The 20,670-nt window shown below is 37.4% G+C and carries 22 protein-coding genes and 2 riboswitches; of the genes, 3 read left to right on the forward strand and 19 right to left on the reverse strand.

The genetic code is table 11. The features are described 5' to 3' along the window. Window position 1 precedes the first annotated feature (1 nt). The 12 genes from COD11_RS10895 to COD11_RS10945 all read right to left on the reverse strand — a co-directional run bounded on the left by COD11_RS10895 (window position 2) and on the right by COD11_RS10945 (window position 11,722). Window positions 2-1,126 (reverse strand): cobalt-precorrin 5A hydrolase, encoded by a 1,125-nt coding sequence (locus tag COD11_RS10895; protein WP_098796950.1) that lies wholly within the window; start codon window positions 1,124-1,126, stop codon window positions 2-4. Then, complete coding sequence (cobM, locus tag COD11_RS10900) at window positions 1,123-1,896, reverse strand: precorrin-4 C(11)-methyltransferase (protein ID WP_098796951.1); 774 nt, start codon at window positions 1,894-1,896, stop codon at window positions 1,123-1,125. The genes COD11_RS10895 and cobM overlap by 4 nt, the downstream gene beginning before the upstream one ends. Continuing rightward, window positions 1,896-2,597: a precorrin-2 C(20)-methyltransferase gene (gene cobI, locus COD11_RS10905; RefSeq protein WP_098796952.1), complete on the reverse strand. Its 702-nt coding sequence runs from the start codon at window positions 2,595-2,597 to the stop codon at window positions 1,896-1,898. Before cobI ends, cobM begins: the two co-directional genes overlap by 1 nt. Window positions 2,598-2,600: 3 nt before the next feature. Then, window positions 2,601-3,809 carry a precorrin-6y C5,15-methyltransferase (decarboxylating) subunit CbiE gene (gene cbiE / locus COD11_RS10910; protein ID WP_098796953.1) on the reverse strand — a complete coding sequence of 403 codons (1,209 nt, stop codon included), beginning with the start codon at window positions 3,807-3,809 and terminating at the stop codon, window positions 2,601-2,603. Next, window positions 3,775-4,911, reverse strand: coding sequence for a cobalt-precorrin-5B (C(1))-methyltransferase (locus COD11_RS10915; protein WP_098796954.1), 1,137 nt, complete (start codon window positions 4,909-4,911; stop codon window positions 3,775-3,777). Before COD11_RS10915 ends, cbiE begins: the two co-directional genes overlap by 35 nt. 3 nt (window positions 4,912-4,914) lie before the next feature. Beyond that, a complete protein-coding gene (locus COD11_RS10920; RefSeq protein WP_098797009.1) occupies window positions 4,915-5,562 on the reverse strand; it encodes a precorrin-8X methylmutase in 648 nt (215 codons plus the stop codon). 3 nt (window positions 5,563-5,565) lie between these two features. Continuing rightward, window positions 5,566-6,345: a precorrin-6A reductase gene (gene cobK / locus COD11_RS10925; RefSeq protein ID WP_098796955.1), complete on the reverse strand. Its 780-nt coding sequence runs from the start codon at window positions 6,343-6,345 to the stop codon at window positions 5,566-5,568. Further along, the gene (locus COD11_RS10930) at window positions 6,342-7,265 is read right to left on the reverse strand and encodes a sirohydrochlorin chelatase (protein WP_098796956.1); all 924 of its coding nucleotides are present in this window, start codon (window positions 7,263-7,265) and stop codon (window positions 6,342-6,344) included. The genes cobK and COD11_RS10930 overlap by 4 nt, the downstream gene beginning before the upstream one ends. A 20-nt stretch (window positions 7,266-7,285) precedes the next feature. Beyond that, window positions 7,286-8,920, reverse strand: coding sequence for a precorrin-3B C(17)-methyltransferase (cobJ, locus tag COD11_RS10935; protein WP_098796957.1), 1,635 nt, complete (start codon window positions 8,918-8,920; stop codon window positions 7,286-7,288). 32 nt (window positions 8,921-8,952) lie between these two features. Beyond that, window positions 8,953-9,336: a (2Fe-2S) ferredoxin domain-containing protein gene (locus COD11_RS10940; protein ID WP_098796958.1), complete on the reverse strand. Its 384-nt coding sequence runs from the start codon at window positions 9,334-9,336 to the stop codon at window positions 8,953-8,955. Between the two features lie 126 nt (window positions 9,337-9,462). After that, window positions 9,463-9,649, reverse strand: a riboswitch (cobalamin riboswitch). 232 nt (window positions 9,650-9,881) lie between these two features. Further along, window positions 9,882-10,078: riboswitch (cobalamin riboswitch) on the reverse strand. A 105-nt stretch (window positions 10,079-10,183) separates the two neighbouring features. Further along, entirely contained in the window at window positions 10,184-10,330 is a 147-nt protein-coding gene (locus tag COD11_RS26815) for a hypothetical protein (protein ID WP_176551045.1), read from the reverse strand. A 69-nt stretch (window positions 10,331-10,399) separates the two neighbouring features. Beyond that, on the reverse strand, window positions 10,400-11,722 hold the full coding sequence (locus COD11_RS10945; protein ID WP_098796959.1) for an MFS transporter: 1,323 nt from the start codon (window positions 11,720-11,722) through the stop codon (window positions 10,400-10,402). Between the two features lie 370 nt (window positions 11,723-12,092). Between COD11_RS10945 and COD11_RS10950 the strand changes: the two genes are divergently transcribed. The 3 genes from COD11_RS10950 to COD11_RS10955 all read left to right on the forward strand — a co-directional run bounded on the left by COD11_RS10950 (window position 12,093) and on the right by COD11_RS10955 (window position 13,812). Further along, the gene (locus COD11_RS10950; protein WP_098796960.1) at window positions 12,093-13,295 is read left to right on the forward strand and encodes an L-lactate MFS transporter; all 1,203 of its coding nucleotides are present in this window, start codon (window positions 12,093-12,095) and stop codon (window positions 13,293-13,295) included. Between the two features lie 88 nt (window positions 13,296-13,383). Beyond that, entirely contained in the window at window positions 13,384-13,512 is a 129-nt protein-coding gene (locus tag COD11_RS27475) for a hypothetical protein (RefSeq protein ID WP_255301597.1), read from the forward strand. A gap of 102 nt (window positions 13,513-13,614) precedes the next feature. Beyond that, window positions 13,615-13,812, forward strand: a complete 198-nt coding sequence (locus COD11_RS10955; protein ID WP_098796961.1) for an alpha/beta-type small acid-soluble spore protein — start codon at window positions 13,615-13,617, stop codon at window positions 13,810-13,812. A 38-nt stretch (window positions 13,813-13,850) separates the two neighbouring features. On the opposite strand, the gene COD11_RS10960 is transcribed toward COD11_RS10955, so the two are convergent. From COD11_RS10960 to COD11_RS10990, 7 genes are all read right to left on the reverse strand, one after another. Continuing rightward, the gene (locus COD11_RS10960; protein WP_098796962.1) at window positions 13,851-14,351 is read right to left on the reverse strand and encodes a GNAT family N-acetyltransferase; all 501 of its coding nucleotides are present in this window, start codon (window positions 14,349-14,351) and stop codon (window positions 13,851-13,853) included. A 16-nt stretch (window positions 14,352-14,367) separates the two neighbouring features. Continuing rightward, on the reverse strand, window positions 14,368-15,399 hold the full coding sequence (locus tag COD11_RS10965; RefSeq protein ID WP_255301598.1) for a glutathione S-transferase family protein: 1,032 nt from the start codon (window positions 15,397-15,399) through the stop codon (window positions 14,368-14,370). A gap of 120 nt (window positions 15,400-15,519) precedes the next feature. After that, window positions 15,520-17,484: a TRAP transporter permease gene (locus tag COD11_RS10970; RefSeq protein WP_098796964.1), complete on the reverse strand. Its 1,965-nt coding sequence runs from the start codon at window positions 17,482-17,484 to the stop codon at window positions 15,520-15,522. Next, window positions 17,477-17,986, reverse strand: coding sequence for a DUF1850 domain-containing protein (locus COD11_RS10975; protein WP_098797010.1), 510 nt, complete (start codon window positions 17,984-17,986; stop codon window positions 17,477-17,479). The genes COD11_RS10970 and COD11_RS10975 overlap by 8 nt, the downstream gene beginning before the upstream one ends. Window positions 17,987-18,059: 73 nt before the next feature. Beyond that, complete coding sequence (locus tag COD11_RS10980; protein WP_098797011.1) at window positions 18,060-19,070, reverse strand: TAXI family TRAP transporter solute-binding subunit; 1,011 nt, start codon at window positions 19,068-19,070, stop codon at window positions 18,060-18,062. Window positions 19,071-19,553: 483 nt separating this feature from the next. After that, window positions 19,554-20,108 carry a ribosome hibernation-promoting factor, HPF/YfiA family gene (gene hpf, locus COD11_RS10985; protein WP_098796965.1) on the reverse strand — a complete coding sequence of 185 codons (555 nt, stop codon included), beginning with the start codon at window positions 20,106-20,108 and terminating at the stop codon, window positions 19,554-19,556. A 19-nt stretch (window positions 20,109-20,127) separates the two neighbouring features. Beyond that, window positions 20,128-20,589, reverse strand: coding sequence for a universal stress protein (locus COD11_RS10990; protein WP_098796966.1), 462 nt, complete (start codon window positions 20,587-20,589; stop codon window positions 20,128-20,130). Window positions 20,590-20,670 lie beyond the last annotated feature (81 nt).

Genomic DNA, 20,670 nt, shown 5'->3' on the forward strand with positions numbered 1-20,670 from the left:
TCTAATAAGGAATTACGGCAACAGAAATCGTTACATTTCCTGATTTTTTCTTTGTTAGTGAAAGTGATGATGCCCCACTATATAAGCGGGCAGCCGGTTCACTAACCCCGTATGCACCTGTAAATTTATATACAGTTTCTGAAGGAAGCTCGATCGGTACACGATTCAATTCTTCAGCCGAATAACAGGTAAATTCCCATTGATGTTTCTGTGCAACCTCAATAATGCCTTGTTCATCTTTTTTCAAATCAATTGAACAAATTGCTTTCACACTTTTCGGCGAAAACTGTAACTCCTGCAATGTTTCCTCGATCACCTGTTCAATTTCTTCCTTCGATGTGCCCCGATTACACCCAATACCAAGAACGAGAACCTTAGGTCGGTAAAGAACGCCGTTTTGTAAAATGACACTTTCAGCTTCTGTTAGGTTTCGATGTGTGACAACAAGTGCTGCTTGAGGCTTTGCCGAGATTGCGTCTTGAATATTCTGATAAATTTTCAATGTTTCCGGTAGAGGAGTATCATATGTCCACCATTCTTTTTCACCTGATTCTTGAACAATGGCAACATGCTCTTCATTTACAACTGAAGCACTAACAGGTGTTAATTTATCAGCGCTCTCCCATATCCAGCCGAAACGACTTCCGAATAAATCCACAGGAATGGTTTTTTGAACATCGGAGGCTGTGGTAATAACCGGGGTTGCTTTTAATAATTCGGCCACTTCTCTTGTTAGCTCATTAGCTCCACCTAAGTGACCTGAAAGCACACTGATAACATGGTTGCCTTTATCATCTATGACCACAACAGCAGGATCTGTTTTTTTATCTTTTAAGATAGGAGCAATCATTCGAACAACAGCGCCTAAAGAAATGATCATAATGATACCTTTATATGTTTGAAAAAGAGTTGGAAGCAGCATGCGGACATTTCCCTCAAAAAGAGTAATATTCCGGGCATCTTCGTCTCCTTTTTCAAATTTGCTCATATAAAACAAGTCTGTTTGATGAAAATTAGCAGTAAGATGACGAGCTAACTCCACTCCATGCTTTGTGATGGCAATAACAGCATATTGACCTGTTTGTTTTAGATCCAAAATTTTTCCTTCTTCTAAAACGAGCGTCATTCTTTCACTCCTTTACGATAGCCATGAGTGAATGCTTTATCATAAAGCTTTGATTTAAAATCTTTATGATGAATATCAGGATCAAGTGCCCAGCCTGCTAGAATCATTGCTTGTTTACGAATGCCGTTTTTACGCATATCATCATCAAGATGCTCAAGTGTGGAACGAACAATTTTTTGATCAGGCCATGTTGCTTTGTATACAACCCCAACTGGTGTATCCTTGCTCCAGCCTGCATCTAAAAATTCTTTTACAATTTTTTTCGTAAGTGTTGCACTTAAAAATAGTGCTATTGTACAGTTATGTTTCGCTAGATCCTTTAATTTTTCAGCATCAGGAACAGGCGTTCGTCCTTCTGCACGGGTAAGAATAACGGTTTGTGTTAACTCAGGAATGGTTAGCTCAGCACCTAAAGCTGCAGCTGAAGCAAAAACCGAGCTTACTCCAGGAATGATTTCAACGTGAACATCTTGTTTATTTAGAATCGCAATTTGCTCCATAATCGCACCATATACAGCCGGGTCACCTGTATGAACACGCACGACCTTTTTACTCTCTTGGACGCGATCAACCATTACCTCAACCATTTCCTCTAAATGCATGCCTGCTGTTTTAATCACTTCGGCCTCAGGCTTTGCCTTCTCAATTAGTTCACTGCTTACTAATGAATCTGCATAGAGGACAACATCAGCTTCCTGAAGCAGCTTTAAGCCTTTAACAGTAATTAAATCAGGATCTCCCGGACCGGCTCCAATAATTGTGATTTTCATTATTTTCTCACCACCATTAACGTTAAATATTCCAGCTCTGCACGATCTAATTCACGAATGTCCCAGATGATTTCTTCATCCGATGTTACCTTTGTTACAACAGATGCTTTTTCGAGTAGATCTAATTCACGTAGAATTTTTAGCATTAAATCAATCACTTTAGCTACTTTAATGAAAATAACACAATCATTTTCAACGATTGCTTTTTTCATTGCTTCATAGTCATCTCTTGCAGGAATAATCGCCACATGATCATCTCCCTCTGCTAAGGCAATGCCTAAACGTGAAGCTGCACCATTTATGGAAGAAATACCGGGAACGGTTTGAATATTCACTTCTGGGTAGCGTTCTTTCACAAGATTCATCATATGAATAAACGTACTATATAAAAGGGGATCACCTTCTGTAACAAATGCAACATCCTTGCCTGTTTTAAGCTTATCCCACACAAGATCAACCGTATGTGACCATTCGCGCTCTAAAATCTCCGGATCCTTTGTCATCGGAAACACAAGGCCTAACATTTCCTTTTCCCCTGGTGTTATGTATACATCAATTATGCGATGGGCGTAGCTTTTGCTGCCCTTTCGTTTTTTCGGATAGGCGATAACTGGTGCTTCTTTTAACGTTCGAAAAGCTTTTACCGTTAAAAGCTCTGGATCTCCAGGTCCAACGCCTAAGCCATAAAGAGTTCCTACCATTTTTTATTCCCCTTCCTTATGTTGAGCAGTGATAATATAGATCGGGTTCAACGCATCAAAACGCGTAAGATTTAATATTGGTTTACTTCTTGAAATTTGTGAGAGTGTTATGTTGACCTCAAAACCGTTACGCTTGAAACCTTCAACCGCTTGATATAAATTTTCAATGGTGACTGCATTTAGCACAATTCTTCCACCCTTGTTAAGTCGTGAACAGCAAACCTTCAGAATTTCTTCCATGCCACCAGCTGTTCCACCAATGAAAATAGCATCTGGATTAGGGAATGCTTCTAAGTGTTCGGGAGCTTTTCCTTGAACAACCGTAAAATCTGTTCTGAATTTCTGCATATTTAACCGACAATTCTCTAAGTCGTGATCATTTTTTTCAATGGCAAATACTTGTCCTTCATTTGCAATTAAACAAGCTTCAATGGCAACAGAACCTGTGCAAGTACCGATATCCCAGACAACACTGTTTTTTGAAAGCTTCAATTCACTTAAGCTAAGTGTTCTTATTTCTTTTTTAGTTAAAAGACCTTTTTCAGGCTTTCTTTGATGAAATTCTTCATCATCAATGCCTATAGTCCAAGATTTCACTTCAGATGTTTTTTTCAAAATAACAACATTGAGTGGAGAGAACTCCATATTCTCAAGCTCTTCTAAGCTGTAAAAAGCACAGCGCTCTTGTTCACCACCAAGATTTTCAGCAACAAATGCCTTATATTCTGAAACTCCAAAGGAACGTAGATAGCGAGCGATTTGAGAAGGGCTATTCTCCTCATCTGTTAGAAGAGCAATTTTTTCTTTTCCATTAATTTTTTGCACAAGACCTTTTATACTTCTGCCATGTAGACTAGTGATGTAGGCATCCTGCCAGCTTTCATTCATTCTAGCAAAGGCTTGTTGTAAAGAGCTTAAATAAGGATAAACCTCAACATCCAGTTTTTTTGCAAGATAGCTCCCTATTCCATAAAAAAGAGGATCACCTGATGCAAGGACAACAATTTTGCGGTTTTCCTTTTCTAAGTCACTTACGAGTGAAGAAAGGCCACCTTTTATGACTTTCTTTTCACCAGTAAAATCTTTGAAAAATGAAAGTTGTCGTTCTCCTCCTACGAGAATATCACTCTCATAAATCCATTTTTCATAAACTGGAAGCAGGCTTTGTTTGCCATCATCACCGATTCCAATTACTTTCATTTTCTTCGTCATGTTTACCTGCCTTTCCAAGCAATGCACCTTTCATTGTGTACAAACTCGTTTCTATTGAGATTCCGCCGCCAATTTCTTTTAAACCTGAAAGACAGCAATTTTCACAAAGTATGGTGAAAAAATCATCAACACCATTCTCTGCCATCAAATCTCCAACTTGTGATGCGGTATTGGCTTGCTTTATTTCATCAATTAATTTTTCATCTTTTACACCAGCAGCAACAGCAACATTTGCGAGAAAATCAAAATCAACTGGTGCACTTTTTGAGTGGACCATCATCACACCTTGAGCTACCTTTGAAAATTTCCCCATCATTCCAACAAGAGAAACCTTTTTGATTCCTTGTTTCTTACATTGCTTTAGAGTGAACCCTACAAAATCACCCATTTCAATAAAGGCTTCTTCAGGAAGCTCCGGATATTGCTGCATCGCATACTTCTCACTGCGGCCACCCGTTGTAATCACTACATGCTCACATTCGCCTGCTCGTGCCACACTAACCGCTTGAACAATACTCGCCATATAAGCGGAGCTTGAAAATGGAATAACAGTGCCTCTTGTTCCTAATATTGAAATTCCACCAATAATACCAAGTCGTTTGTTTAATGTTTTTTCGGCCATTTTCTCTCCATCAGGAACAGAAATAATGATCGTGATTCCTCTTGTAATGTTATGGTTTTGAAGGACCTCCGCTGCTGTTTCAAGAATCATTTTTCTTGGTACAGGGTTAATCGCTGCTTCGCCAACTGGGACAGGGAGACCTTCTTTTGTGACCCGACCAACGCCGATTCCGCCATCTAGTGTAATGCCTGGTGTTTCACTCCAAGAAACAGTCGATATGATCTGAGCTCCATGTGTTGCATCTGGATCATCTCCGGCATCTTTAATTGTTCCGGCTTCAGCAACGTTTGCTTCTACTGTGCAACTTTCCATGACAAATGTCGCAAATTTTCCAACAGGTAAATAAATCGTGCTCTCCATTTGAGGCTCACCTGTAATTAATGAGAGTAATGCGGCTTTGGTCGTCGCCGTTGCACATGCACCTGTTGTATAACCGGAGCGCATTTCACTTTTGTCTTTTTTTTTGGTTTTTCCGTTCATCGTTTATTCCTTATCTGCAAGAAGAGAGATTGCGTTTAACGCTGCAACCGTAACGGTACTACCACCTTTTCTACCTACATTCGTAATGAATGGTACGTCTAATTTTGCTAATTCTTCTTTTGATTCCGGTGCTGATACGAAACCAACAGGCAGACCAATGACTAGGCTTGGTTTAGCTTCACCTTCCTTAATTAACCGAATTAATTCAAGTAGAGCTGTTGGTGCATTACCAATCGCAAAAATTCCTCCGTCAAACTGTTTAATCGCTTTTCTAACAGAAATAATCGCACGAGTTGTGTTTAAACGCTTTGCTTCCTCCATGACGTCTGGGTCTGAAATGTAAACATGTACACCACCGCCATGTTTTTCAATTCTTGGCTTACTGACGCCGCCTAAAATCATTTGAACATCCGCATATACTTGTTCACCATTACGAATAGCGTTAATACCAGCTTGAACAGCTTTATCGTGAAAAAGCATGCTATGACCTAATTCAAAATCAGCGGAGGCGTGTACAACACGTTGGACAACCTTATATTGTTCTTCGGTAAAGTTATGATCACCAAACTCTGAATCAATCATTTGAAAACTAATTCCCTCAATTTCTTGAGGCTGAACTGTAAGTGGTTTGAATTCTGTTTTAAAATCCATCATCTATTCCTCCAATTTTTTATCAACTATTCTGTTAATATGGCTGAGTAATCCTTCAAAGTCAGAATAAGCATGACCATATTGAATTTTTGGTCTTTTAATCATAATTGTCTCGATACCAAGCTCCAAAGCTGCTTCTAATTTCTCATCAACAGAACCTGCTTTGCCGCTTTCCTTTGTGATCATCGTTGTTACTCCGTACTGTTTATAAAGAGCTGCGTTAAATTCTTTTGAAAACGGACCTTGAATCGCGACGATGTCTTTTTGAGGAAAGCCAAGTTTTTCGCATTTTTCCATATTATCTTTTCTTGGAAGCATCCTTGCAATAACACGAGTATTCGGTAGATCTAGTAATCTACGTGTGAAAATTTCAAGAGTTTTACTCCCAGTTGTTAACATAATCACACCTTTTTTTTCAGCAGCAACCTCTGCTGCCTCCTCGTAGCCTTCAACCATCACAATCCCTTTTTGTTCATAGACTTGAGATTCCCGCTCATAACGGATATATGGAACACCAGCTGCTTTTGCCCCCAAAAGTGCATTTTTGCTAGCTTCCTCAGCAAACGGATGACTAGCGTCAACAATCGCTTGAAAGCCCTGATCTTTAATCATCGTTGTAAAATCATGATCCGTAAGCCTTCCTACATATACATCTAAGCCTACCTTTTGCATTTCTTTTCCTGCATTCTCTGTAACGACTGTTGTAAGAATGTTATATCCTGCTTCTTTCACGGTTAATGCTAGTGCTCTAGCATCACTTGTACCGGCTAAAAAGAGAATCATAGTTTTTGAACCTCTGGCTCATGGTTGTGCTCGTTATCATGATCATGGTCATGATGATGGTGATGATGATGGTGCCCGTGGTCATGATCGTGATCATGGTGGTGGTGATGATCAATATGTTCCATTGCCTCAATTCGGTACACACATGTATCACAGTTCATTTTTACTTCACCTTGCAACGCTTCTTGAATTCGATCTTTTATAATGGTTTTAAGTCTTGAGTGAAAGCCAAAATAGCCGGCAAGCTTGAATTCAACCTCAGGAAACTCTTGTTGAAACTCTTCAATCATGTGCTCTAAACGTTTGATTAAAATACCAGTAAATAGAAAATAAGGTAAAATAACAATTCTCTTTGCCCCTAATTTCACACAACGTTCAACGCCTTCTTTAATTAAAGGATCTGTTACACCCATAAAAGCAGGTTCAACAAACTTATAATGTAGCTTTTCCCATAAAAGTCTTGTAATTTTATATAAATCACTGTTTGCATCAGGATCACTGCCGCCGCGACCTAACAAAATAACAGCTGTTTCAGGATCTTCTTCGTTGATTTTCTCGCCAACTTCTTCTAAGCGGCTTTTACAAATTTCCATTGTTTCTTCATGTATGCCAAAAGGTCTTCCATACGTAAATGAAACATGAGGATACTTTTCCTTCGCTTCATCAATCGCAGCTGGTATATGGATTTTAGAATGTCCTGCTGCAAGTAGCATTAGTGGAATGACAAAAACACTAGTTGCCCCTTTTTCTACACATGTTTGAATACCTTGATTAATAGTTGGTCGTTCGAACTCTAAAAAGCAGGTTTCCACTAAAAGCTCCGAATCTAATTGTGGCTTTAACTCTTCAATTGTTTGTCTTACTTGGTCGTTTCCTTCATGATCTCGACTTCCATGTCCAACGAGTAAAATTGCTTTCATACTATTCTCCCCTATCCTTATTAATCTCCGCACGGAGCTGGTTCAATTTCAATTTTTGGACTCATGTCCCTATATGAATAGCCTTGAACATTACCAACACGTTTAAAATACTTGAAAAACCTTTCGTTTGGATGTCCTTTTTCCTTGTATTCATGAACAATATTTTCAATCACTTCGACGATTTTTTCGGGCTCTATTCCTTCAGCAACCGGTTGACCAGGATGAGCTGTTCGACCGACTGTTTTGGCTCCTAAAAACAAATCAAATTTTCCTTTTCGAAAAATAATTCCGATATCTTCATTCACAGCACCAAAACATGCCATTCCACACCCGTTAAATCCTACCTTTAATTCTTTTGGTAAATCTAGCCCGCTTAACTTTTCATGAAGCTCCTCTGCATATGGAATGGAATCTTTCTTTTCTCCTTCACAAAAATCACAAGCCTTGATTTGAAAAACATCACCAATAGGTTCTAATAAAAACCCAACTTCTTTAAGTTTTTCGGTGATCACTTCCGGTTCACTCGTCGGAATTCGTAAAAGAATTTGATGATGTGGTGTATACTCCATTGAACCATCGTCCCCGGTCACTTCTGCAAGAGTCATCATCTGCTTTGGAGTGAATTTTTTATTTGCAATACCAGGGCTGACAGCTAATTCAAAAATCGATGTAATCGGGTTGTTTACAGAATTTCGAGACTTTTCTTCGTTAATAGAAGGATCTGTGTCTCCCTTAACTTTTTGCAACGCTTCTAAAGCAAGTTGCAAAGAGCTTTCTTTTTCTTTGGTTGCTTTTGCTTTTTTATTTGGTGGCATATCGTTAATACCTTTATGTAATGCCCATGGTTCGTTTTCATGTCGAAGACGCTCATGTGGCTTTAATCTCTGCTCAGTGGTATTTAACGTATACTTACGTTGATAACCTCTTGGCGTAATCATTTTATTGTCATATAAAAATGTCGATGAATTTCCAATCACAACCGTTGTAAGCATTCCGATATCAAACTCGAGCATATGCTCAAGATCTGTAATAACGATATGCTGTCTGTCACGATACGCACTTTTCACAAGTCCAACAGGTGTTAATGGTGAACGATAGCTTAATAAAATCCGTTGCGCTTCTTGTATTTGTCTTGTTCGACGACCACTTTTAGGATTATAAAGAGTTATAACAAAATCAGCCTGAGCAGCTGCATCAATACGCTTTTCAATCAATTCCCAAGGAGTTAAATGGTCACTGAGACTGATTGTGCATGCATCATGCATAATTGGGGCACCTAAAAGTGATGCACATGAATTAATTGCCGAAACACCCGGAATGACTTCTACACTCACACCAGTTTCTTCTGACCAGCCTTTTTCAATTAAAACCTCATAAACAAGTCCGGCCATTCCATACACTCCAGCATCACCACTTGATATGACAGCTACTGTTTTTCCTTCTTCGGCAAGTTTCACAGCTGCTTGGGCACGGCTTACTTCCTCTGACATTCCTGTACTAATAATCTCTTGATCTGTTAAAAGATCCTGAATTAATTCAACATATGTTTTGTATCCAATAATACAGTCACTTTCTTGAATCGCATCTTGAGCCCTTTTTGTCATATGTTCAAAGCTTCCTGGACCAAATCCGATCACAAGTAATTTTCCTAGCAAGTAAATTCCTCCTTTCAATACGTATAACGGTATTAAACGTTACTCTTTTGCGGTTTTACTATTCCTTTAATCGACTCTGAATTTTCAGGTGCAGTAAAATGATCTTTATCATATGTGTAAATAACGCTGTCTTCTACCACATTTCCACCTACAAGATGCTCAGTAACAATCTTTTTAGCTAATTCAGGCGTTGCAGCTTTATACCAAACTCCCTCCGGATAGACCACCATTACACACGCATCTTTGCATCTTCCATTACAACGAGTTCTTGTTGTATGAATGCTTGCATCCAAATCTAAGTTTGTAATTTCTTCTCTGATTGCCTGAGTTGCTTCTTCTCCACCCTTTCTCATACAGCTGCTTCCGTTACAAATAAGTACATGATGCTTTGTTTCTGTTAGATTCCAAGTCGTCATCTAAACACTTCCAATCTATTAAAATTTTTCAAATAAAAATGCACCTCTATATAGGCAGAGGTGCATTAAAAAATGGCGCAAGTGACCAGCATTTTCTACTACACGTCTACCTATATGCCCGTAGGTATCAGTATAAAAAGATAGGCAGGTCTCCTGACTTAGGTTCATAGCTTTATAACGTCTTCCCGTTTACATTCAGTGACATTATGCTATAAAGCTTCCCATAACAGTGGCGGGTACCGTGTCGGACTTTCACCGACTTCCCTTTTAAGCACTACAGTAGTTGAAGTGCACCTAATCTTTAAAACTCTATTTAATTTACTCATCTAAACGTATTAGGTTGTCTCTTGAAATATGTCTTTTTATAAAAACAATCATCAAACCAATGGAAAATACCTAAGCTATCAACCATAAAACCTTATACATTTAGACAGAACAAAAAATCCGCTCATATCTTTATTGAGCGGATGAAAAGGCAATACGAAAGCAATCCAAAAAATTAAAATGGTTGCATTCGTCTCACCTTCTCACCTCCCGAAGAAACTGAAACTTGATAAATTAAGACAGGTCTCCTGACTTGTGTTTCACTCTACTTTAAGCCCCTTCCCATATATCACTTTTAATAAAGCTTCAATACAGTGGATTGCTTATTTCGTCGACACTTACAGTTGCGGGGACAGTTTCTGATTTACACCGAATTCCCTATTAAGCCTTAAGCGGCATCTTAATCTACAGCGTTTACTATTTTAAGTTGTTATCAATTGATAGGTATTATATTAAAGCAACCAAAATGATATTTCAACATATTGTTGGATAAAATGACAAAAGTTACAATTAAAGTGGTGATTTATTCCATTCCCTCATCTTTTTCATCATACGCTATTAACACAATATTTTCATTTGTTTCACTTCTTAATTCTTTTTCTAGACTCATGATTTTGTTTAATTGATCACGATCTAAGTTTGCGACTGGAAAGTTTTCATAAACGCTCATGCTTTTAACCTCCTTTGTTTTATAATAAGATTTTCACCAATAAGATATCGATTATGCACCTGGTTATCATCATTCTGTTCTTGGCTTTTTCCTGAAGAACACTTCTGGTTCCCATCTGTTAACAGGATGTGTTCGATGTTGTCCAGGTTCACTTGGAAGTCGAGGTGCATCTTTAGGCTTGTTTTCTTTTGATGATGCCTGTTGTAACGATTGTCTAAGTGGCTGCCATTTTTTAAGAAAAGTAACAACAACTACTAGCGCAAATCCTAAGGCGGTGTAAATGAAAACAGGTGTTAAAGTATTTTCACCTACACCAAGAATTCTTCCACCAGCAGATTTTCCACCAGCCTCTCCTAAGCCGTAAACAACATTTGATAAGGCAAAAAACAACCCGATTAATTCTCCTTTTGACAATTGTGAGATGGTACTGTCTATTGTAGGAAGAATCATCATTTCACCAATAACAAACACTCCTCCACTAAGGATCAAATGGAAAAATGATTGTGCAAAAAATAACGAGGCAATTCCAATCGTTATGAAGAGAATCCCTAATCCTAATGCAGTTAGAGGCTCTACTTTCCTAATAATTCGCTTTGTAATCAAGCCTTGTAATGAGATGACAATTAAGCTATTAACTGTCCATATCAACGCAACATTTTTAGGCTCCGGTAAAATAACTGTTGCTCTAAGTGGTAATGCAAGAGATAACTGTGCATATAAAGCCCATATAATAATCGTTACAAAACTAAACACCATAAAGGGCTTGTTTTGAAATGCCTGTTTGTAAGCTCCCTTAGGAATTCCCTCACATGGCACATCACCACAACCCTTTGGGAGAAAAATCCAACTTTGTAGTGCTAAAAGGATATAAATTCCACCAGCAATCCAAAAGATCATTTTAGATGTTCCGGTTAAAAGAAAAAAAACAATTAATCCTGCTGAGCCTGTCCCAATATTTGCAGCTATGCCTCTTATGGAAAAAGCTGTTGTTTGGTTCTCTGAAGAAGCAAAGGCTGCGATGGCTGCTTTTGTTGAAGGAGCATTTAATCCAGTACCAAATCCCATTGTAATAGCAGTAACGATCAAAAAAGAAAACTGTGTGAATAAACCAAACCCAATAAGTCCGCATGCAGCAATCAAAGCTCCAAGTCCTATCGTAAATCCTCGACCAATACGATCAGCTAAAACTCCTCCGGCCACGCTCCCAACTTGAAAGGCAATGGCAATACTTGCTAACACAATTCCAATTTGTCCTATCGATAAACCTGCATCTGTTTTTAAAATAATCGGAAGCATCGGTGTAACCAAATATGTTCCTAAATGTGAAAGTAAAACACCAAAAAGAAGGATAAGTAGCGGCTTTTCTAGTTGTAATATGTCTTTTATTCCCATATGATTATCCTCCTTTTCTTTTCATTTTACTTTTCCCTAACTGCAATAGGTTATGTAATTGACCCGAAAGATCGCTAGACCTAGTAAGCGCATTCACAAAAAATAGCGTTGACACTAAGAAAAACTATGACATAATAAAAAGAGTTAAATTTGAAAACTTTAGATAGCCAACATCAATATCATGGATAAGGATGGATGGAAATCATATCATTTTATGAAACGTTTAAGCATTAGGCAGATCCACTACAAAATCATAATATTTGGTTGCTTTTGTAAACACTTTAAGTGAGTGCACAAGAGACCAACGTTGATAATCATTTGTCACCGTTGGTCTCTTTTTTATTTGTTAATAACTTAGGAGGAAATAAAATTGAACAGATGGTTAGTTGTATTAGGAGCAATTCTCATTCAAATTAATTTAGGAGCAGTATATGCATGGAGTTTATTTAATCAGCCTTTAATGGATAAGTTTGGTTGGGCAAAAGAAGATATTGTTGTTACCTTCTCCATCACAATTGCAGTATTTGCCTTAACAACCATTTTTGCAGGAAGGCTTCAAGACCGCATCGGACCAAAATGGGTAGCAACAATAGGTGGAATTTTACTTGGAGTTGGCTTAATTCTATCAAGTCAAGCTACTACATTATTTCAATTATACTTTTTCTACGGTGTTGTGGGTGGAATTGGTATCGGAATGACTTATGTTTGTCCATTATCTGCATGTGTAAAATGGTTTCCTGATAAAAGAGGCTTTATTAGTGGAGTTGCTGTTGCCGGATTTGGTTTAGGTGGTTTAATTTATAAACCTGTTATCGGATATTTAATTGATACTTTCGGTGTATCGTCTTCTTTCTTTTATTTAGGAATACTTTATTTTGTATTAGTTGTAGCAGGTGCACAGTTATTAAAAAATCCACCAAACGATGATACCACATCCTTAACAAATACTTCTAAAGTAACAAATGATTTTTCACCAGTTCAAATGTTAAAAACGTATCAGTTTTATCTTTTGTGGACGATGTTTTTATTTGGAAGTGTGTCTGGACTTCTTGTTATTAGCTTTGCAGTAGATATTGGGGTTGATTTAGTAAAACTTGATGTTGAGCAAGCTGCAAATGCTGTAATGGTGATTGCATTATTTAACGCGGCTGGGCGAATTCTTCTAGGAAAAATCTCAGATCGCATTGGACGCAAAAATACACTTGTGATCATTTATGCTTTAACCGCACTCATCATGTTTTATATGAGCACGGGTTTCATGAACTATCCGATTTATTTAATCGCAGTTTCTTTCATCGGCTTTGGTTTTGGTGGATTTCTCGCTCTCTTTCCTTCTGTAACGGCAGACTACTATGGGACAAAAAACATAGGTACAAATTATGGTTTTATGTATCAAGCATACGGACTATCTGCCTTCGCTGGACCTTTTATCATCAAAGCTATTTCTTTTACTCAAGCATTTATTTTTGCAGGTTTTATATGCATATTGGCAATCATTATGGCTAAATTTGTTAAGGTACCTTCTCAATCTTCATCAGATGAACTCCTTAGTAAGGAACCTTTAAGAAACTGATTCTTAAGTAATAAAGATTGGACCAAATTCCCACCTCAAAACATCAAGCATTTGCACAAACTATTAGTGAATCAAAGGAGGGTTAAAAATGGATAAAAACCAATCAATGCAACCACCAGATACAGGTAAATTAACAAATTTTCATTACGGCTCTGAAAAGGATGACCGTACAGAAGAAATGAAGAAAAAAGTAAAAAATCGCCATCAATCAAAATAAAGAGATCCTCAATATTTTTTGAGTTAGGCGGGTACAATAATTCATGAGCAACTGATTGTAGTGCTCGGGAGTTCCTAAACCATTCAAAAGGGGTGTTGTACAATGGCAAGAAACAACAAATTAGTTGTGCCTGGTGCAGAAAATGCTCTTAATTCCATGAAAGAGGAAATTGCGAATGAATTTGGGGTACAACTTGGAGCCGATACGACAGCTCGTGCAAACGGTTCTGTTGGTGGGGAAATGACAAAGCGTTTAGTTGCAATGGCAGAAAACCAACTGCAGAATCATCAACAATTTTAAATGTAAATGTAAATGGACCTCAACATGAGGTCCATTTTTTAAACTGAACGTCTAAAAGCTTTTACAATAACACCATCATTAGCAGGTTCAAAATCATATTGCGGAATTCGTTTAAATCCAAAACTTTCATATAATTTCATTGCACTTTTCATAAAATCAGCTGTGTGAAGTCCAATAGAATCAATATCTTTTTCTTTTGTTCGTTTCATACATTCATTGATTAATGCTGAAGCCACTCCTTTTCCTCTAGCTTCCGTAGAAACAGCAAGTAAACGTATTTCGGAATAATCAAGCTTATCAACGATTCCTTCATATGCATCAGATTGTGGTGGAAATAACGCAACACTTCCTAAAATTTCCCCATCTATTTCAGCCACAATTAACTCTACTCCATCTTGGACATCTGCTTCAGAGGAGATGGCTTGTTTTAGTGCCTGCCAATGCTCTGATGAAACAGATGTTGCATGCTCGCTATAAGCTGAAACTCTTTGTTTTCTAATAAAAGGGATCTCTTCCCTAGACGCATCTCTTATGATCATTTTGTGATCTCCATTTTCATTTTTTTATGATAAACTTCTCTTTTTGTTTACTTAGTAACTCCCGGTTGTGCTGTGATTTCCAAAAAGATAAGTCAGGTCCCTTCGGCAAAATTTTTACATCTTCTTTTTCTGTGAAGATTGTGATTGAAAGATGATAATGATTTTTTATAGCGTTAAAATCTGTTGTATCCCCAAAACCTGGTGTTTGAAATAAATCACGCACATAGCCAGACAAATTTGAAAATTCTCTAATTAAGGTGCGATTTGTATTAAATGCTGAATAATAAGCAGCATCAAATCGAACTAAAGTTGTGTAAAAGCGAACATCTGAATCTGTAATAAAATCACCATGCAAGAAACGCTGGTTAGAAAGTCGCTCATCTAGCTCATCTAACCGAGCAAAAAGCTGGTCATAAGCTTGCTCATAAGCATCTTGAGAAAGCGCAAATCCACATTTATAAACTCCATTATTAATATCTTGAAAAATAAGATCATTTAGTTCATCGATTTCTTCACGCAAGCTTTCAGGATATAAATCTGGTGCTTTTTCCTTATGAAACGGTGACCATACCGTTTCAAAATAATTAGTTAACTTAAAATAGTCATTATTCACTACTTTTTTAGTTTGTAAATCCACCATAACAGGTACTGTAGGACGTCCTGTATATTCAGGATCGGTTTGATGATAAATTTCACTCATATACCTAATATCAAGGATTGGATCCTTACTCTCTTCATCCAATGAAAATTCCCAGTCCACACGATTGAGTTTTGGACGAAAAGGACTTGCTGTTCCTAAGCTGATAACATCTTCTAAGCCTAAAAGTTTACGAACAATAACAGTTCGGTGCGCCCAAGGACATGCTGCTGTCCATAATAAGCGATAGCGTCCTGCTTCAACTGGAAGCTCATCTGGCTCGCTACCGAACGGAGTAGTAAACTTATTGGATTGACGTTTGAAAGCGCCATCTTCATTGATTTCAACAGTTTTTGTAGATTTATCTAAAGATTCAAGATCCAGTTCACAGCTCTGATCTTTACGTGACACCTCATCACTCCCCATCTAAAGTTGCAGTACTATGTTTAGTTTAGTATTTACCTGAATAATCAGTCAATTAATAGGCTCAGCAAAAAGCCTGATACGAGAAGTATCAGGCTTTAAACTAATTTAATTAGACATTTTTAACGTATTTCCTTTATCACGTTTCCAAATAAATTGTAGAGCCAGTAAGGCTGCAAAGGCAATGATTCCTGTAATATCAGAAATACCTTCAGGATAGATGAGCAGAAGCCCTGTAACAAGTGCGACAATTCGCTCAATCCAATGAAGTTTGCGCATCCAATAACCGATAATACCAGCACCGATAGCAAGCATTCCAGATACGGCTGTAATAAGCACCCATACTAATTCATACCACGTTGTGTCAATCATGAGCAACTCTGGTGAAAGAACAAATATATATGGAATGATAAAGGCAGCAATGGCCAGTTTGGCTGAGTTGACCCCTGTTTTCAAAGGCTCTCCTCCTGCTACACCTGCTGCTGCAAATGCAGCTAAGGCAACTGGTGGTGTAATATCTGCAATAATTCCAAAATAGAAAACAAATAGATGAGCTGATAAATCAGGTACACCTAATAAGATAATCGCCGGTGCAGCAATTGTTGATGTAATAACATAGTTAGCAGTTGTTGGCGAACCCATTCCAAGAACAATTGCTGCTAACATGGTTAGCATTAATGTTGGAATTAAGTATCCTCCAGCTAAATCAATCAATCCATTTGCAAGCTTTAATCCTAAACCTGTTTTTGTTACAATTCCAACAATAATACCCGCTGCAGCAGTTGCAGCTGCAACACCTAAAGCAGAACGAGCACCGTCTACAAGTGCTAGCACAAATTGCTTTGGTCCCATTCTCGTTGCTTTATTAAATAGCCCTACGATTATCGCTACTAAAATTGAATATAATGCAGCATGTGTGACAATAATTCCTGACATTAATAATACGATGACCGCTATAATTGGAAGTAGCAGGTAAAACTTTTTTAACACTTCTTTTCGATCAGGCATTTCTTCTTTTGTTAATCCACGAAGACCAATTCGCTTCGCTTCAAAATGAGTCATAATCCAAATTCCTGCGAAATATAGAACGGCAGGGATTGCAGCAGCTTTTGCTATTTCCCAATACGTGATACCGCCGCCGATAAATTCAACCATTAGAAAGGCAGCAGCACCCATTATAGGAGGCATTAGCTGACCACCTGTTGATGCAGCAGCTTCTACAGCTCCAGCAAACTCTTTTTTATATCCAAGCTTTTTCATCATTGGTATTGTAAACGAACCAGAGGTAACAACGTTTGCAACGGAGCTTCCACTTATCGTTCCTTGTAGGGCACTTGAGAAAATCGCAACTTTAGCTGGTCCACCAGTTCTGCGCCCTGCAATGGAAACAGCCAAATCATTAAAATATTGTCCTACTCCAGTTCTCACTAAAAATGCTCCGAACAAGAGAAATAGGAAAATAAATGTTGAGGATACGGCAAGTGGTGTTCCTAAAATCCCCTCAGTAGTAAAGAACATCGTTTGAACTAATCGCTCAAGTGATAATCCTCTGTGTGCAAGGAAACCTGGCATATACTGCCCATAAAGTCCATACACCAAGAAGATAAGGGCAATAATAGTAATCGGAAGACCAACTGCTCTTCGTGTTGCTTCCAACACTAATACTATTGCGATGATTCCAACGATAAAATCCATTTGTGATAGACGTCCAACACTCATAACCAAATCATTAAAATTAATTGGCCAATAAGCTCCTATACCAACACTAAGGAGAGCTAATATGCCATCATACCATGCAATTTGAAGCTTTCCTTTTTGACGTTTTTTCCTATTAGCAGGAAAAAGTAAAAAAATCAAGGATAGTGCAAACCCTAAGTGAATGGTCCGCTGAATTTGTGCAGTAAAAACACCGAAAATGGCTGTATATAATTGAAATAGTGAGAATGATAGCAGTCCAATAAAGGCAATCCAGCCAATAATACCTGTTAATTTACGTGTACCGGCTTCAGGATCATATTTTTCCAATAATGCCTGTTGTTCTTCTTCATTTAACGTTTTATTTTCATCAACCACTTATGTTCACTCCTTTCAATAGCTCCCATAATGACATTTTTTCAGGTGACATCCGCACCCATGTTCCTGGTTTAATAAAATTTGATAATGTATATGTGTGATCTTTATAAATAATTCGATGATCCGCTCTTACCTGCCCGAGACGAAGATCAACAAATGGGAAAGCACGGTTCATATTCTTTATGTAGTATGTACCATTTTTTTCTTCAAATACCTCATCTCCTTCTGCATTAGAAGGCATGCCTATTGCAAAATCTTTGTAAGAAAATTCAGTTAAGATAATTTGCTTCTTAGTAAGTTTGTAGGTTTCAATGACATCTGAAAGATGAATGGAATGTGTATATTTAATTTGAAAGGAATTCTCTTTCTCAAAAGGTAGATATGCAAGTAGTTTTTCTTCGTTTTCATAAGTAAAAGCAAGAGTTTGTTTAAAAGGAATGAAAACGAGCAAAGTGATAAGCAAGAGTAGAGGTACAGTGACTAGAATTATCTTAAGCCTCATAGAACCATCCTTTAAAGCATTGCAAATGAAATCGATAGACCGCACCATGCGATCTACCGATTTTTTAACCATGTTATTTCGAAATGCCTTTTTCTTCAAAGTACTTAGCAGCTCCAGGATGAAGTTCCATATCTCCAATTCCTTCTAGTGCTGATTCAGGTGTAATGAACTCACCTTTTGCATGAGTGATTTGATCAGTGTTATCGAATAAAGCTTTTGTCATCTCATACACTAAGTTTTCATCAAGCTCTTTTGAAGCAACTAACATTGCCTTAACAGCAACTGTACTTACATCAGATTCGATGTTATACGTTCCACCAGGAACAGTGTCTGCCGCATAGTAAGGATATTTTTCTACTAGCTCTTGAACCTTATCTTCTGCGATTGGAACAATCACCACATCATCTTGTGCTGATAGTGCTTCAACAGCTCCAGTTGGAGTACCAGCTGTAATAAATGCAGCATCAATGTTACCAGCTTGAATACCATCTGTTGATTCATCAAATGATAGGTTTTGTGCTTTAATGTCATCAACAGTTAAGCCGTGAATTTCAAGAACTTGGATCGCATTGATGTAAGCTCCAGAACCTGGTGCACCTACAGAAACAGTTTTCCCTTTTAAATCTTCAACAGATGTGATTCCGCTATCAGCAGTTGTCACAAGCTGAACTGTTTCTGGGTAAAGTGAACCAATTGCTTGAACGTTATCAATCGGTGCATCTTTAAACATTTCTTTTCCTTCAAGAGCATATGAAGCAATGTCTGTTTGCGTGAAAGCAAGCTCTGCTTCGCCATTTCTTAATGTCTCCATATTCTCTGCAGATGCTCCTGATGTTTGTGGTGTTATGTTTGCATCTGTGTTTTCAGAAATGATGTTTCCGATTTGTCCACCAAGTGGATAATATGTACCACCAGTACCACCAGTTAAAAGACTAAGGTTTTGAGTTTCGCCACCTGTGTCATTACCTTCTTCTCCACCTGTAGCTCCCTCATCACCGCCTCCAGTGCCACCGCCACAAGCAGCAATGACCATCATAAGTGATAAGATCATGATGAACAGAAAACTACTACGAAATTTCTTCATCATATTTTGTAAAGCCCCCTTTTTTTGGTAATTTTGTGTAAACACATAATTATACTACCATAGGTAATGGTAGATTTGTCAAATGATATGTAAGATAGAGTGACATAAGTTAATTAGGTAAAGTAGTTTAATTTGTAAGGGTTTACTCAAAAAATAACCTAATATCTTTGAAAGAAGTTTATATGTTCTCTATCTTTTGAATGTTGCTAAAATTATCTTAAAATATCGAAATATGTCGAATGGTAGATTCTTATAAACTAGTAACAATGATCAATAGATTACAATAAAGCTAACTAGCCTTTGAATAATTTTTACCCAATATAAGAAAAAAGAAACGTATTTGACTCTTTTTTCGTAGATAATGTGAAAAAGGATTTATCTTCGATTCTGAACATTTTATCTTCGATTAGACAATTTTAGACATTTCATGCACAAAAAAATAGGACCACCTTATCAAGGTAATCCCGTTTTTCTCCCATATATTTAAACATTTACAGCTTTCATCTCATCAGACATTATTAAGCCATACTGACCATTTTTTCGTTTATAAACAATACTAAATTGATCTGTTTTTGCATCTTGATAAACAAAAAACTGGTGATCAAGTAGATTCATTTGTAAAATAGCTTCTTCTGCACTCATCGGTTTGAATTGAAATTGCTTAATACGAACAATTTCTTCTTCTTGCTCTGCTGTCGGAACCTCTTGCACTTGAGCATTTTCAATTAATTTTCCTTTGCGTAGCTTACGATTTCTTCTTGTTTTATACTTACGAATTTGTCTTTTTAACTTTTCTTCTACTAGATCAATAGATTGATACATATCGTTTGTTTTTTCTTCTGCTCGAATGGTTATATCACCGAGATGAATGGTTACTTCAATACAGTGATTATTTTTGAAGGTAGATAAATTGATATGAATTTGGAAAGTAGTTGTGTCCTCAAAATAGTGCTCCATAACCAAACCAATTTTTTGATCAACATAGGTTTTTAAAGCTTCGGTTAATTCAAGATTTTTGCTGTGAATAATTAGATTCATTGCTATTCCTCCTAAAACTTTAGTCTTCCTCTTTTTCTGTTCGAACGATCAATACATCGCAGTTTGCGTATCGTAAAATGTGTTCAGATACACTTCCGACAAATATTCTTTCAACAGCGTTCATTCCTGTTGCACCACATACAATTAAGTCCACATTCTTTTCAGGTGCAATTTCTTTTGCAATTTTTACTTTTGGAGAGCCATATTCAATAATTGTTTCTACATTTGATAACCCGTTTTCTATTGCAGTATTTTTATATTTTGTTAATAGAGAATGTGAGAAATTTTCAGCATGTTCAATAAATGCTGGTTCTATTGGTAAACCATAGGATGTTAACACTACTTCTCTTGAATCAATAATTGTACACAACATTAAGTGTGCATGGTTTCTTTTTGCGATACTAACAGCCTTTCTAAAAGCCCACTCAGCTTCTTTTGATCCATCAATTGCAACAAGGATATTCTCATAGACCATATTCATGATCATCTCTCCCTACTTTTCTTTTAAGGAAGTTTCTTCCTATGAGTTAAGTTTACCTTGTCATAATGGATAGCTCGGTGA

It is taken from the genome of Bacillus sp. AFS040349, assembly GCF_002577655.1.
In the GTDB taxonomy this organism is placed as follows: Bacteria; Bacillota; Bacilli; order Bacillales; family Bacillaceae; genus Metabacillus.

Coding starts and splice junctions, on each gene's coding strand:
- COD11_RS10895 (WP_098796950.1), bottom strand. CDS start 1,126: ATGACGCTCGTTTTAGAAGAAGGAAAAATTTTGGATCTAAAACAAACA.
- cobM (WP_098796951.1), bottom strand. CDS start 1,896: ATGAAAATCACAATTATTGGAGCCGGTCCGGGAGATCCTGATTTAATT.
- cobI (WP_098796952.1), bottom strand. CDS start 2,597: ATGGTAGGAACTCTTTATGGCTTAGGCGTTGGACCTGGAGATCCAGAG.
- cbiE (WP_098796953.1), bottom strand. CDS start 3,809: ATGACGAAGAAAATGAAAGTAATTGGAATCGGTGATGATGGCAAACAA.
- COD11_RS10915 (WP_098796954.1), bottom strand. CDS start 4,911: ATGAACGGAAAAACCAAAAAAAAAGACAAAAGTGAAATGCGCTCCGGT.
- COD11_RS10920 (WP_098797009.1), bottom strand. CDS start 5,562: ATGGATTTTAAAACAGAATTCAAACCACTTACAGTTCAGCCTCAAGAA.
- cobK (WP_098796955.1), bottom strand. CDS start 6,345: ATGATTCTCTTTTTAGCCGGTACAAGTGATGCTAGAGCACTAGCATTA.
- COD11_RS10930 (WP_098796956.1), bottom strand. CDS start 7,265: ATGAAAGCAATTTTACTCGTTGGACATGGAAGTCGAGATCATGAAGGA.
- COD11_RS10940 (WP_098796958.1), bottom strand. CDS start 9,336: ATGACGACTTGGAATCTAACAGAAACAAAGCATCATGTACTTATTTGT.
- COD11_RS26815 (WP_176551045.1), bottom strand. CDS start 10,330: ATGAGCGTTTATGAAAACTTTCCAGTCGCAAACTTAGATCGTGATCAA.
- COD11_RS10945 (WP_098796959.1), bottom strand. CDS start 11,722: ATGGGAATAAAAGACATATTACAACTAGAAAAGCCGCTACTTATCCTT.
- COD11_RS27475 (WP_255301597.1), top strand. CDS start 13,384: ATGGATAAAAACCAATCAATGCAACCACCAGATACAGGTAAATTAACA.
- COD11_RS10955 (WP_098796961.1), top strand. CDS start 13,615: ATGGCAAGAAACAACAAATTAGTTGTGCCTGGTGCAGAAAATGCTCTT.
- COD11_RS10960 (WP_098796962.1), bottom strand. CDS start 14,351: ATGATCATAAGAGATGCGTCTAGGGAAGAGATCCCTTTTATTAGAAAA.
- COD11_RS10975 (WP_098797010.1), bottom strand. CDS start 17,986: ATGAGGCTTAAGATAATTCTAGTCACTGTACCTCTACTCTTGCTTATC.
- COD11_RS10980 (WP_098797011.1), bottom strand. CDS start 19,070: ATGAAGAAATTTCGTAGTAGTTTTCTGTTCATCATGATCTTATCACTT.
- hpf (WP_098796965.1), bottom strand. CDS start 20,108: ATGAATCTAATTATTCACAGCAAAAATCTTGAATTAACCGAAGCTTTA.
- COD11_RS10990 (WP_098796966.1), bottom strand. CDS start 20,589: ATGAATATGGTCTATGAGAATATCCTTGTTGCAATTGATGGATCAAAA.